Raw genomic sequence first — 12,990 nt, 5'->3', positions numbered from 1 at the left:
GATTGTGGTGATTACAGCGATCACAATACGGTTCCTCCCCTTGATAGATGAACCAACCCCCTCTAACCCCCCTTGTATTAACGTTATCGATCTTATAGCTATAGCGTTTAAGGGGGAGAATTTTCTTTGGTGCTGTTCATTCAGCGATCACCCCTGAAACCTAAGAACTGCACTTACTTTTGATCTTCTTTACGTCTATTTGTTCAAAGTTTATACTGATGATAATTCCATATTCTTAAAGGTTAATCTATGCCATTACTGATCCCTGAAACTGATTTTTCAGATCAGCTGAGAAGGCCCAGCACGAATAAAGCGGCTGCAAAAAAGTTTTTAACTAAATATCCAAAACCTTATCAGTTAGAAGGTTTTATCATACCTGAAGGCTATCGCTTTGTGACTAATAAGAAAGGGAAACAGATACGATTAATAGATAAAACAGATAGCAGTAATCCTCGTATAATCTATGCAGTTAATATTGAATTATCAGATAAAAAAATAGGCCAACGCTCTTGTACGCAAGTTATGGTTTGGTCTGATCCTGTAGAAGAAGAGCTTACCATCGGGTTACCTAAGAAAGTATTTTCGGCACTGCTTGAAGAATATGTAATCATGATTAGTGATGAAGAGCAAACCAATGATGGTAAGCGATTTTGGGAACGAAGATTAATCCAGTCTTTAAAAAATGGTCATTTTGTTTATTTTTATGATTCTTTTCAGTTGGGTTCGCAGCTTATCCAGATAAATACAGTGGATGAGTTTCTTGAAGAGTATGAGCCCTTAGGTTGGGGGCAAGATAATGAGCATAAAGGTAAGATGTTTATTATTAGCAAAATGAAGATTTAAGACTAGACTCTGCGCGAAGTGCCCTGAAATCTAAACAAAAATGCCCACAGGCTATAAACCTGTGGGCATTTTATTTTGATTTTCTCAAGCGTAGCGTCTCAAGGACGAAGTCCGTCTAAAGCGAAGCGCTCTGCTCTTTTCTTATTTTACTAAGATCTCACCAGACATCTCAGCAGGAATCGCTGTATCAGTCAGTGCTAGCATTGTTGGTGCTAGATCAGAAAGCTTACCGCCTTCTTTAAACTCAACCGCTTTGCTACCTACGTAGATAAGAGGGACAGGAAGGTTAGTGTGAGCTGTGTGAACGCCGCCTGTTTCAGGGTCGATCATCATTTCCGCATTACCGTGGTCAGCTGTGATAAGCATTTGGCCATCCACTTCTTTGATCGCTTCAACGACTTTGCCGATACACTCATCAAGCGCTTCCATTGCTTTAACTGCAGCTTCGTATACGCCAGTGTGGCCAACCATGTCACAGTTAGGGAAGTTACAAACGATAGCGTCGTATTTACCAGATTTGATAGCTGCTACTAATTTCTCAGTTAGCTCAGGTGCGCTCATTTCAGGTTGTAGATCGTAAGTCGCTACTTTTGGAGAAGCAACCAGTTGACGCTCTTCACCTTCAAACTCGTCTTCGATGCCGCCATTGAAGAAGAAAGTCACGTGTGCATATTTTTCAGTTTCAGAAATACGTAGTTGTGTTTTTCCTTCTTTAGATAACCACTCACCGTAAGTATTTGCTAGAGACGCAGGAGCGAATGCACAAAGAAGAGGGATGTTTGCAGCGTATTGAGTCAGCATAACAAAATCGATTGCTGGGAATACGTTACGAGTAAAACCATCGAAATCAGGAACGAATGCACGTGTGATTTCACGAGCACGGTCAGCACGGTAGTTCATGAAGATAACCGCATCACCATCAACGATAGCTGCTGATTCTTCGCCGTCTGCTTTGATTTCAGTTGCTTGTACAAACTCATCGTTCTCTTCACGAGCGTAAGCTGCTTCAAGACCTTCAACAGCGGTTGCAAATGTGAATTCTGCTTTTGCTTCTGTCATTAACTCGTAAGATTTTTGTACGCGATCCCAGTTGTTGTCACGGTCCATTGCGTAGTAACGACCAATTAGAGAGGCAACACGACCTTTGCCTAATTTAGCGAATAGCTCTTGGAAGTTTTTCAGAGAGTTTTCAGCTGAACGAGGTGGAGTATCACGTCCGTCTAGGAAGCAGTGTAGGTAGATTTTTTCTGCGCCACGTGCTGCTGCCATTTCTACAGCTGCGTAGATGTGATCTTCATGAGAGTGAACGCCACCTGGAGACATAAGACCCATGATGTGTACTGCTTTGTCTGCTTTAACTGCTTTGTCGATAGCGTTAACTAGTGTTTCGTTTTGTTGGAACTCACCATCAGAGATTGCTTTAGTGATGCGAGTAAGATCTTGATATACAACACGACCTGCGCCGATGTTTGTGTGACCTACTTCTGAGTTACCCATTTGACCATCAGGTAGACCAACGTCCATACCTGAAGCTGAAATTAGTGTGTTTGGCTGATTCGCCATTAGGCCATCAAGAACTGGCGTGTTTGCGTTTGTGATTGCGTTATCTGCTTGAGCTTCACGGTGACCGTAACCATCAAGAATAACTAGAGCCATAGGCTTTTTAGCTGACATAAAGGTGTTCCTCGTCAATAACTTAATAAATTCGAATAAATAACTTTGTGTAATTTTACTACAAAGTTTGAAAATGGGCCAGAGACTATACGCAGCGCTAACGAGAGACTAGACCGCTTCGCTCCTATAAAAGCAAAAGCTAAGAGCATAGAGTTCAGTTCGCTACGCTTGCAGAATTCAGAGGTGATCGTGGTGGCTACAGTGATCGCAATACTGTATCTCCCCTTGATAGGTGTATTGTTGAGATTGGAAATGTTGCTATAAGGGGAGGTTAGGAGTTTTTTTTTGCTCTTATTAGAAGCGAAGCGGTCTCGTTTCTAGTTAGCGAAGCGTATAGTCTCTAGCCTTAACTTAATGTATAATTTTAAATCAATAACACTCATATTCTTCACTATATCTAAAATAGAGGTTTATATGCAAAAAGTAGAATTATTTAATACTCATACTTTTATTAAAGAGCTCGTTAAATCTGGTATGGAAGAAAAGACAGCGGAAGTGCTAGCTGAAAACCAACTTGCAATGCTAGAAACTCAAATATCTACAAAGGCAGATATGTATGATGTAAAAGCACATATGACGGATGAGTTATCTACGATTAAAAAAGATTTGGATTGGATAAAAAAGCTGATGTTGGGTATTGGTGTGACGGTGTTAATTGCTTCGCTAAAATATATTTTTTCGTAATTAAAGAGCAGAGCTCGCTACGCTTGCAGATTTCAGAGGTGATCGTAGTGGTTACAGTGATCGCAATACAGTACCTCCTCTTGATGGGTTTATTGTTGAGATTGGAAATAATGTAAATATTGCATAACCAACCCCCTCTAACTCCCCCTTGTATTGACTGTACCGATTTCATAACTCTAAGCGATTAAGGGGGAGAACCATCTTTGTTGCTGCAATTACAACGATCTGCTCTGAGTCTTATTCTTTTGAACTTGAACTTGAACTTCTCAAGCGAAGCGTCTCAAGGACGTAGTCCGTCTTAAGCGCAGCGCTCTGCTCTTCCTAACTCTCCGCCTTTCCTCGCCCCTCGAGCGCAGCGTCTTCGAACCTCATCCCTGTTCTTAAATACCAAAGCGCTGAACATCCACCCATCACATTCCCTATCGCAATCCCTATAAATAACCCTTCCATTCCATAAAAGTGACTGCCAATCCACGCCGTTGGCAAAGTAAACACAAACAATCTCATGAAACTCCAACAGAAAGAATGTAACGTTTTTTGCATCGCATTCAAGCTGCTAACAAGTACCATCACAATACCTTGGAACCCATAACTGAATGGTACACAAATTAAGTACATCCACAGGCCATGTTGTACGGCGTCATCTTGGCTAAATAGATGGGAGAGCGGAATGCTGAGTGGGACAATTAAAATATACAGAAATAGTTGGAATAACACAGAGAACTTCATCGCTAAGAAAATCGCTTCTTTGACTCGCTCTGGCTGTTTGGCTCCAAGGTTTTGCGCTACAAATGGGCTTAGTGACGAAGTAAGAGCCATCATCACTAGTAGCATTAATGATTCGACTCGTTGGGCTGCACCATATGAAGCAACCGCCACCGTCCCTTGGCTAGCAAGCATCATCATTAAAATCGCCCCCGATATTGGGTTTAATGCATTGGAGAGTGCTGCTGGTGAGCCAATTTTTAAGATTTGATGCCAATCCTGTTTCATCTCTGATGGTTTTGGTGGGGCTAACAGTTTTACTTTTCGAGTTAATACATAGAAAGAAGCACATAAAGCCCCAAACCAACTGATGCCACTGGCAATTGCAGCACCTTGAATACCTAATTCTGGAAAAGGACCATAACCAAAGATAAGTAGAGGATCGAGTACGCCATTGATCAATCCTGCCAACATCATGATTTTCGCGGGGGGGGTGGTATCACCGGTGGCGCGAATAGCACTGTTGCTCGATATCGGAATAACCAGTAGTGGTATGGTGAGATACCAAATTGACATGTATTGGTTGACCAAAGGTAATAGTGTGTCTTCTGCGCCTAATAATCGAAACAGCGGGTCGATGGTAAAGAAGCCAATGACGCAAGCAATAAGGATAAGGATGACGGCCAATATTAAGCCGTGTGTTGTTAATTGACTTGCGTGTTTACTGTTGCCTTGTCCGAGTAAGCGTCCAATTGAAGCTGACAAACCCACGCCAATTCCCATCGTAATGCAGTTCACTGCAAAGGTAACCGGGAAAGTAAAGCTCACCGCAGCAAGAGCATCAGTACCAAGCAGTGAGATAAAGAAGGTGTCCACCAAGTTGAATAGCAGGATCGCAACCATGCCAAACACCATTGGAGTGGTGAGTTTTTGTAATACTCCGGCGATAGGTTGGGTTAGTAAACCGTGTTTATCTAGCATGGTTTTCTCAGGTGGTGGTGGAGTGGGTAGTGTAGCAGTAAGAGCTGAGGCGCAACAAGTTGCTTAAGGTTAAAGGGCGCTTCGCTTAAGGAGAACTTTGTCCCATAGGAGAGCATAGAGCAGAGTTCAGAGGTGATCGTGGTGGCTACAGCGTTCGCAATACTGTTCCTCCCCTTGATAGGTACATTGTTGAGATTGAAAATGTTGATATAAGGGGAGGCTAGGAGGGGTTGCTAGTAATGAACTAGGTTTCAGGGCGTTACGCTCGCAGGCTTCAGGGGCACTCGCTTTTGACCTTCCTGAAACCTGAGACCTGAATCCTGCTCTAGTTCTTTAAATATTTAGCCTTAACCCTTGCAATCCCCCCCTAAAAACCCCATTAATAAACGAAAGCCAAATCATGGCACTTTATTCTTAAATGGAAAATTATCAGGAGACGCCCAATGAATATCCGTCCTTTACATGACCGTGTGATCGTTGAACGCCAAGAAGTTGAATCAAAATCAGCAGGTGGTATCGTGCTAACTGGCTCAGCGGCTGAAAAATCAACGCGCGGTACGGTTCTAGCTGTTGGCAAGGGCCGCATTCTAGAGAATGGTTCTGTACAACCATTAGACGTAAAAGTTGGCGATTCAGTAATCTTTGCAGAAGGTAATATCAAAGCAGAGAAGATCGAAGGTAAAGAAGTGTTGATCATGTCTGAATTTAACATTCTAGCGATTGTTGAATAATAGCATTCGTTGAGTAATTCGTTTTTCGAACTCAACTATTCTCGATATTAATAAGCGATATAAAGACAGATTTAAAAAGGAAAATAAAGATGGCTGCTAAAGACGTTAAATTTGGTAATGACGCACGAATCAAAATGCTAGAAGGTGTAAACGTTCTGGCTGACGCGGTAAAAGTAACTTTAGGGCCTAAAGGCCGTAACGTTGTTTTAGATAAATCATTTGGCGCACCAACTATCACTAAAGATGGTGTTTCTGTTGCTCGTGAAATCGAACTTGAAGACAAGTTCCAGAACATGGGCGCACAAATGGTTAAAGAAGTGGCTTCGCAAGCGAATGACGCGGCGGGCGACGGAACAACTACTGCAACCGTTCTTGCTCAAGCTATCATTGCTGAAGGCCTAAAAGCCGTTGCTGCTGGCATGAACCCAATGGATCTAAAACGTGGTATCGACAAAGCCGTTGTTGCTGCAGTTGAAGCACTTAAAGAGCTATCTGTTCCATGTGCGGATACAAAAGCTATCGCACAAGTTGGTACTATCTCTGCAAACTCTGATTCTACTGTTGGTAATCTTATTGCTGAAGCAATGGAAAAAGTAGGTCGTGACGGTGTTATCACTGTTGAAGAAGGCCAAGCACTTCAAGACGAATTAGACGTTGTTGAAGGTATGCAGTTTGACCGTGGTTACCTATCACCATATTTCGTAAACAACCAAGAAGCAGGTTCTGTTGATCTAGACAGCCCATTTATCTTGCTTGTTGATAAAAAAGTATCAAACATCCGTGAATTGCTTCCAACGCTAGAAGCAGTAGCGAAAGCATCTCGTCCTCTTCTTATCATCGCAGAAGATGTTGAAGGCGAAGCGCTTGCGACTCTAGTTGTGAACAACATGCGCGGTATCGTTAAAGTTGCAGCGGTTAAGGCTCCTGGCTTTGGTGATCGTCGTAAAGCAATGCTACAAGACATCGCGGTTCTAACTGCGGGTTCTGTAATTTCAGAAGAGATTGGTCTAGAGCTTGAAAAAGTGGTTCTTGAAGATCTTGGTCAAGCGAAGCGTGTAACTATCACAAAAGAAACAACAACTATCATCGATGGTTCTGGTGAAGAGACTATTATCTCTGGCCGTGTTACTCAAATTCGTCAACAAATCGAAGACGCAACATCTGACTACGATAAAGAAAAACTTCAAGAACGTGTGGCTAAACTAGCTGGCGGTGTTGCAGTAATCAAAGTGGGTGCTGCGACTGAAGTTGAGATGAAAGAGAAGAAAGATCGTGTTGAAGATGCTCTTCACGCAACTCGCGCTGCGGTTGAAGAGGGTGTTGTTGCTGGTGGTGGTGTTGCACTTATCCGCGCAGCATCTAAAGTTGCTGGCCTTGAAGGCGACAACGAAGAGCAAAACGTAGGTATCCGTGTAGCACTTCGTGCAATGGAAGCGCCTATCCGTCAAATCACTAAAAATGCGGGTGAAGAAGATTCAGTCGTTGCTAACAACGTTCGCGCTGGTGAAGGTAACTACGGTTACAACGCTGCAACTGGCGTTTACGGCGACATGATCGAGATGGGTATTCTTGACCCAACGAAAGTAACGCGTTCTGCACTTCAGTTCGCAGCATCTGTTGCGGGTCTTATGATCACAACTGAAGCGATGATTACTGACAAGCCACAAGATTCTGGTCCTGCTATGCCTGATATGGGCGGCATGGGTGGAATGGGCGGCATGATGTAAACATCCCCTGAGCTTGTTGTCTAAATAGACAAGCGTTCAAATTGAGAACCGAGGTTAACTTATTCGTAAGTGCCTCGGTTTTTTATGCTTTGAAATTAGAGGTAATACGCTGCGCTTGCAGATTTCAGAGGTGATCGTGGAAATTACAGCGACCACAATAAAGTTCCTCCCCTTGAGTGATGATTTATTGGGATTGATGATGTTGATATAAGGGGAGGTTAGGAGGGGTTGTTAGTAATGGGTTTAATTTCTCTTCAGAATTAAGAAAACATGAGCAACCCCCTCTAACTCCCCCTTGTATTGACTATGCCGATCTCATAACCCTAGTAATTAAGGGGGAGAACCGTTCTTTGTCGCTATAATTTTAGCGATCACAATACAGTTCCTCCCCTTGAGTGATGATTTATTGGGATTGATGATGTTGATATAAGGGGAGGTTAGGAGGGGTTGTTAGTAATGGGTTTAATTTCTCTTCAGAATTAAGAAAACATGAGCAACCCCCTCTAACTCCCCCTTGTATTGACTATGCCGATCTCATAACCCTAGTAATTAAGGGGGAGAACCGTTCTTTGTCGCTATAATTTTAGCGATCACAATACAGTTCCTCCCCTTGAGTGATTATTTATTGAGATTGATGATGTTGATATAAGGGGAGGTTAGGAGGGGTTGTTAGTGATGGGTTTGAATTTATCTGCATAATTAAGAGAACATGTTCAACCCCCTATAACTCCCCCTTGTGTTGACCATGTAGATCTCATAACCCTAGCTATGAAGGGGGAGAACTGTTCTTTGTCGTTGTAATAACAGCTATCACAAAACAGTTCCTCCCCTTGAGTGATGATTTATTGGGATCGGTAATGTTGATATAAGGGGAGGTTAGGAGGGGTTGTAAATAAATAATGTTGAATGTGATCGCAATTATTCTGATTTTTTCATCATATCTACTCCTTGTTCTCTATTGTTTATTGAGATTAATTTTTCGATAAGTAATCAATATGCCAAATATTTTTAACCAGAATAAACAAAGAACACTAAGACAAAATCTACGAAATGATATGCCACATGCAGAAAAAGAGTTGTGGTACTACTTAAGAAAAAATCAGTTAGGGGTTAAGTTTAGAAGACAGCATGGAATTGGAAGTTATGTTGTTGATTTCTTTTGTAGTGAAAGAAAGTTAGTTATTGAAATTGATGGAGATAGCCATTTTTCTATTGAAGCTCAGCAGTATGATGAAATTAGAAATTTGTTTATGGAAAGTTTAGGAATAAGAGTCGTTAGATTTACGAATCAAGATGTTTTAGATGATTGTGATAATGTGCTTCTTTGTATAAAAAAGTATATTTAGTTACAACCCCCTCTAACTCCCCCTTATATTAACTATGCCGATCTCATAACCCTAGAAATTAAGGGGGAGAACCGTTCTTTGTCGCTGTAATTTTAGCGATTATAATTCTGCCTGAAATCTGAAATCTGAAATCTGAAATCTGAAATCTGAAATCTGAAATCTGAAATCTGAAATCTGAAATCTCACTTTTTGTTCTTATAACCTCTACAGCGCAGCGTATATTTAACAACAAAAAAAGACCACAGGTTAATTAAACCCTGTGGTCTTTTTATTCTCAAGGACGAAGTCCGTCTAAAGCGAAGTGCTCTTAAGCAACTTGCTTGCGTCTTCGTTCTTTAATTAAGCTTTTGCTTCAGCTGCTGCTTTCGCGATAGCTGCAAAGCTTTTCGCGTCAAGAGCTGCGCCGCCAACTAGAGCACCATCGATGTCTGGTTGTGCGAAGTAAGCTGCAGCGTTTTCAGGCTTAACAGAACCGCCGTATTGGATAACAACGTTCTTAGCAACTTCTTCAGATTTCTCAGCAATGTGAGCACGGATTTGAGCATGGATGCGTTGTGCATCGTCAGCTGTAGCCGCTTTACCTGTACCGATAGCCCAGATTGGTTCGTAAGCGATGATAGCGCCTTCAAGAGCCTCAACACCTTGAGTGTTGATAACTGCGTCAAGTTGACGTGCACAAACCGCTACAGTTTCGCCTGCTTCGTTTTGAGCTTCAGATTCACCGATACAAAGAACAGGAGTTAAGCCGTTCTCTTTTAGGAATGCAAATTTCTTAGCAACAAACTCGTCTGATTCGTTGTGGTATTCACGACGCTCAGAGTGACCGATGATGATGTGAGTAGCGCCGAATTCTTTAAGCATAGCTGGAGACATGTCGCCAGTGAATGCACCGCTGTTGTTTAGGTCAGAGTTTTGAGCACCTAGGATGATTGCGCTGCCTGCTTCAGTAAGCGTACGCTCAGCAAGGTCAACGAAAAGTGCTGGTGGAGCAACTGCAACGTCTACGCCTGTAACGCCTTCAAGTTCAGCGTTAAGACCGTTTAGTAGATCAACAACCATTTCTTTGCTGCCGTTTAGTTTCCAGTTACCCATAACTACAGGATGACGCATAGGATTCTCTCCAATTCAAATTAATGTAAAAAACTTGCGTAAAAATATAACAGATTTTACGACAGATTTAGTGTCTAAAATCATTTTTATGCATAATTTTAATGCTTTTATTTCGAAGTGCGAAAGATTATTAACTGAATGGGAGATATTTATGACTGTTCTTAAGTGTGATTCGTTAGGCACTTTTCTATTGAGAGGATTGTAACTCATTCTCTTTGCACTAATGATGGAAAAGTAATCACTTAATCAGCCGTATAAAAGGAAGTCACGATGCCGCATTTAGTTATGGAATATTCAAATTCAGCCGAAGAACGCTTAAATATGCAAGGTTTGTTAGAAGATTTACATCAAGTAGCGATTGATTCGGGGTTATTCTCAACTAAGGATGTGAAATCAAGAGCGGTTCGAGTGCACTCTTGGTTGGTGGGAGATAAAGGGAATAGTGTTGATTTTATTCATCTCACTTTGGAATTATTATCAGGTCGTACTGCAGAGCAAAAAAGAGAGTTAAGTCGTGCTTTGATGGATGTATTGGCAGATCAAGCCAGTAACATTGATAGTTTAACTATCAATGTGAGAGATATGGAGCAAGAGAGCTTTCAAAAGGTAGGGTAGAAAATAAGATTAACTCTCTTAATGCTTAGGATTATTTGATGGGCGGTTGTTGGAATTTGAAAATTGAATAACATCTGCTGCTTGATGCTCATTAATGGGTTTGTTTAATGAATTGGCAAAGCGAACAAATTGTTTTCCTAACTCATGCCCTAGTAATATGTTGATGTGATTAGGGTTGTTACCTCGTTCAATGATTCTATCAATGTGATTTTGTTGGGCTAGCAATGGTCCTTGATGATCTTTTGGTACGCTCTCGATGAATTCCATACTCAGTTTATGGCGTAACTCTTCAAGTTGTTTGGGATCTCTTTCTGCTAATGCTTTGAGTTCGTCAAATGAAGGTAAGACTGTTTGATGATATGAATGCGGCATTGGCTGACTCCTTGTCTTTTGAACAATATATTCAGCTTAGTTGGCGTTTTTAGATTTTGAGAAAGTGGAATAAGGGATATTGAAGGGGCGTCTCTATTTTGAGAAGGAAGGGCAGGGTTTAGATCGCTTCGTTTAAAGGATTCAGAGGTGATCGTTGTAACCACAGCGAACGAAACACAGTTCCTCCCCTTGATAGATATATTCTTGAGATTAGTAATGTTGATATAAGGGGAGGTTAGGAGGGGTTGCTAGTAATAAATCTTGGTTTATCTGAATAACATAAATATTGTATAACCAACCCCCTCTAACTCCCCCTTGTATTGACTATGTCGATCTCATAACTAAAGCGATTAAGGGGGAGAACCGTGCTTTGTCGCTGTAATTACAGCGTTCACAATACAGTTCCTCCCCTTGATAGATATATTTTTGAGGTTAGTGATGTCGATATAAGGGGAGGCTAGGAGGGGTTGTTAATGATGAATCTTGGTTTATCTGAATAACATAAATATTATATAAGCAACCCCTTATAACTCCCCCTTGTATTGACTATGTCGATCTCATAACTAAAGCGATTAAGGGGGAGAACCGTGCTTTGTCGCTGTAATTACAGCGTTCACAATACAGTTCCTCCCCTTGATAGATATATTTTTGAGGTTAGTGATGTCGATATAAGGGGAGGCTAGGAGGGGTTGTTAATGATGAATCTTGGTTTATCTGAATAACATAAATATTATATAAGCAACCCCTTATAACTCCCCCTTGTATTGAGTGTGTCTATCTCATAAATAAAGTGTTCAAGGGGGAGAACCGTTCTTTGGTTACTGTAACTACAACGAATATATCTGAATCTTTTACTCGCTTTTGCTCTTATAGAAGCAGCGCTAGTTAGCGCTGTGTATAGTATTTAGTCTAACTACGAGCACTTCTGAACCCTGCAAGGGAGCCTGCGACCGATCTGAAACCTGAACTCTCTAAAACAAAAAAAACGCAGATGCTTTCACATCCACGGCTTCAAATTCACTTCACAGGAACTAGGCCCATAGAAGCGCCTTCCCGCTTTAATTAAAGAATAAAATCTCTAACTTCTTTATCTTTGCGCTCTAGGTAGTGAATCGACTTAATACGACGAATTGTACGGCAACGACCACGGATAAGTAGAGTTTCAGTTGTCGCGATATTACCTTGGCGAGTAATGCCTTCTAGCAAATCACCTTTCGTGATACCAGTTGCTGCGAAAACAACATCATCGCTGCGTGCCATGTCAGTCATTTTTAAGATAACGTTCGCTTTCACGCCCATTTCTTCACAACGCTTTAATTCTTCTTCACCATGAATACGGTTTTCTTCTGTATCACCTTTTACTTCATGACGAGGAAGAAGACGAGCTTGCATGTCACCATCTAAAGCTCGAATAACCGCAGCAGAAACCACCCCTTCAGGTGCGCCACCGATACAGTACATTACGTCAACTTCGCTATCTGGCATACAAGTTAGAATTGAAGCTGCAACATCACCATCTGGCACAGCAAAAACACGAACGCCCATCTTTTGCATTTTAGCTATCGTCTCGTCGTGACGAGGTTTAGCAAGCGTTGTCACTACTAGTGTATCTAGTGTTTTACCTAGTGCTTTTGCGATATGTTCTAGATTTTGTTCTAGAGAAAGCGCTAAGTCGATAGCGCCTTTAGCACCAGGACCAACAACCAATTTCTCCATATACATATCAGGTGCTTTTAAGAAGCTTCCTTTCTCACCTGCTGCTAATACAGCAAGTGCATTTGATTGGCCCATTGCAGTCATGCGAGTACCTTCAATTGGGTCAACTGCGATATCAACCGCGTCGCCACCAGTACCTACATTCTCACCAATGTATAGCATAGGTGCATCATCGATCTCACCTTCACCAATAACAATCTCACCACTGATATCAGTTTTGTTAAGAAGTGTACGCATTACTTCAACAGCAGCACCATCAGCAGCGTTTTTATCGCCACGGCCAAGCCATTTGTAACCTGCCAGTGCGGCACCTTCAGTAACTCGAGAAAAAGCCATTGCTAAATCGCGTTTCATATTTGCTCCGAATAAATCGATGAATTTAAAAATCGCGAGGATTTTATCACAACAAAAAGGGAAACGTTTGCTTTTTGGTTGGCTAATCTTATATTTTAAAAATTATTAGGCTGGTTTATAGAGGGGACCTTA

General features: G+C 41.6%; 11 protein-coding genes. 6 read left to right on the top strand and 5 right to left on the bottom strand.

Annotated elements, in window-relative coordinates:
• Positions 1 to 249 precede the first annotated feature (249 nt).
• The gene (locus AC2IP4_RS13000) at positions 250 to 843 is read left to right on the top strand and encodes a hypothetical protein (protein WP_375321606.1); all 594 of its coding nucleotides are present in this window, start codon (positions 250 to 252) and stop codon (positions 841 to 843) included.
• A gap of 141 nt (positions 844 to 984) precedes the next feature.
• On the opposite strand, the gene gpmM is transcribed toward AC2IP4_RS13000, so the two are convergent.
• Entirely contained in the window at positions 985 to 2,517 is a 1,533-nt protein-coding gene (gpmM, locus tag AC2IP4_RS12995) for a 2,3-bisphosphoglycerate-independent phosphoglycerate mutase (RefSeq protein ID WP_375321607.1), read from the bottom strand.
• 414 nt (positions 2,518 to 2,931) lie between these two features.
• Here gpmM and AC2IP4_RS12990 point away from each other — a divergent pair, with 414 nt between their 5' ends.
• Complete coding sequence (locus AC2IP4_RS12990) at positions 2,932 to 3,201, top strand: hypothetical protein (RefSeq protein WP_044583354.1); 270 nt, start codon at positions 2,932 to 2,934, stop codon at positions 3,199 to 3,201.
• Positions 3,202 to 3,522: 321 nt separating this feature from the next.
• Here AC2IP4_RS12990 and AC2IP4_RS12985 read toward each other — a convergent pair whose 3' ends face one another.
• Entirely contained in the window at positions 3,523 to 4,887 is a 1,365-nt protein-coding gene (locus tag AC2IP4_RS12985; protein WP_375321608.1) for an MATE family efflux transporter, read from the bottom strand.
• A gap of 443 nt (positions 4,888 to 5,330) precedes the next feature.
• Between AC2IP4_RS12985 and AC2IP4_RS12980 the strand changes: the two genes are divergently transcribed.
• The 3 genes from AC2IP4_RS12980 to AC2IP4_RS12970 all read left to right on the top strand — a co-directional run bounded on the left by AC2IP4_RS12980 (position 5,331) and on the right by AC2IP4_RS12970 (position 8,691).
• Positions 5,331 to 5,618: a co-chaperone GroES gene (locus AC2IP4_RS12980; protein WP_060993308.1), complete on the top strand. Its 288-nt coding sequence runs from the start codon at positions 5,331 to 5,333 to the stop codon at positions 5,616 to 5,618.
• A gap of 89 nt (positions 5,619 to 5,707) precedes the next feature.
• Positions 5,708 to 7,345 carry a chaperonin GroEL gene (gene groL / locus AC2IP4_RS12975; RefSeq protein ID WP_061030329.1) on the top strand — a complete coding sequence of 546 codons (1,638 nt, stop codon included), beginning with the start codon at positions 5,708 to 5,710 and terminating at the stop codon, positions 7,343 to 7,345.
• Between the two features lie 995 nt (positions 7,346 to 8,340).
• A complete protein-coding gene (locus AC2IP4_RS12970; RefSeq protein WP_375321609.1) occupies positions 8,341 to 8,691 on the top strand; it encodes an endonuclease domain-containing protein in 351 nt (116 codons plus the stop codon).
• Positions 8,692 to 9,030: 339 nt separating this feature from the next.
• On the opposite strand, the gene tpiA is transcribed toward AC2IP4_RS12970, so the two are convergent.
• Positions 9,031 to 9,801: a triose-phosphate isomerase gene (tpiA, locus tag AC2IP4_RS12965; RefSeq protein WP_060993305.1), complete on the bottom strand. Its 771-nt coding sequence runs from the start codon at positions 9,799 to 9,801 to the stop codon at positions 9,031 to 9,033.
• 270 nt (positions 9,802 to 10,071) lie between these two features.
• Between tpiA and AC2IP4_RS12960 the strand changes: the two genes are divergently transcribed.
• Positions 10,072 to 10,416: a 5-carboxymethyl-2-hydroxymuconate Delta-isomerase gene (locus tag AC2IP4_RS12960; RefSeq protein WP_375321610.1), complete on the top strand. Its 345-nt coding sequence runs from the start codon at positions 10,072 to 10,074 to the stop codon at positions 10,414 to 10,416.
• 18 nt (positions 10,417 to 10,434) lie between these two features.
• Here AC2IP4_RS12960 and AC2IP4_RS12955 read toward each other — a convergent pair whose 3' ends face one another.
• Positions 10,435 to 10,788: a DUF3135 domain-containing protein gene (locus tag AC2IP4_RS12955; protein ID WP_375321611.1), complete on the bottom strand. Its 354-nt coding sequence runs from the start codon at positions 10,786 to 10,788 to the stop codon at positions 10,435 to 10,437.
• Between the two features lie 1,062 nt (positions 10,789 to 11,850).
• The gene (gene glpX / locus AC2IP4_RS12950; protein WP_375321612.1) at positions 11,851 to 12,858 is read right to left on the bottom strand and encodes a class II fructose-bisphosphatase; all 1,008 of its coding nucleotides are present in this window, start codon (positions 12,856 to 12,858) and stop codon (positions 11,851 to 11,853) included.
• Between the last annotated feature and the right edge of the window lie 132 nt (positions 12,859 to 12,990).

It is taken from the genome of Aliivibrio thorii (assembly GCF_057368585.1).
Note: the sequence above shows the minus strand (reverse complement) of the source record. Positions and strands in the feature narration are given on the sequence as shown.

Excerpts from the sequence above, each read along its gene's own strand:
- AC2IP4_RS13000 (WP_375321606.1), top strand. The coding sequence starts at position 250 with ATGCCATTACTGATCCCTGAAACTGATTTTTCAGATCAGCTGAGAAGG.
- gpmM (WP_375321607.1), bottom strand. The coding sequence starts at position 2,517 with ATGTCAGCTAAAAAGCCTATGGCTCTAGTTATTCTTGATGGTTACGGT.
- AC2IP4_RS12990 (WP_044583354.1), top strand. The coding sequence starts at position 2,932 with ATGCAAAAAGTAGAATTATTTAATACTCATACTTTTATTAAAGAGCTC.
- AC2IP4_RS12985 (WP_375321608.1), bottom strand. The coding sequence starts at position 4,887 with ATGCTAGATAAACACGGTTTACTAACCCAACCTATCGCCGGAGTATTA.
- AC2IP4_RS12980 (WP_060993308.1), top strand. The coding sequence starts at position 5,331 with ATGAATATCCGTCCTTTACATGACCGTGTGATCGTTGAACGCCAAGAA.
- groL (WP_061030329.1), top strand. The coding sequence starts at position 5,708 with ATGGCTGCTAAAGACGTTAAATTTGGTAATGACGCACGAATCAAAATG.
- AC2IP4_RS12970 (WP_375321609.1), top strand. The coding sequence starts at position 8,341 with ATGCCAAATATTTTTAACCAGAATAAACAAAGAACACTAAGACAAAAT.
- tpiA (WP_060993305.1), bottom strand. The coding sequence starts at position 9,801 with ATGCGTCATCCTGTAGTTATGGGTAACTGGAAACTAAACGGCAGCAAA.
- AC2IP4_RS12960 (WP_375321610.1), top strand. The coding sequence starts at position 10,072 with ATGCCGCATTTAGTTATGGAATATTCAAATTCAGCCGAAGAACGCTTA.
- AC2IP4_RS12955 (WP_375321611.1), bottom strand. The coding sequence starts at position 10,788 with ATGCCGCATTCATATCATCAAACAGTCTTACCTTCATTTGACGAACTC.
- glpX (WP_375321612.1), bottom strand. The coding sequence starts at position 12,858 with ATGAAACGCGATTTAGCAATGGCTTTTTCTCGAGTTACTGAAGGTGCC.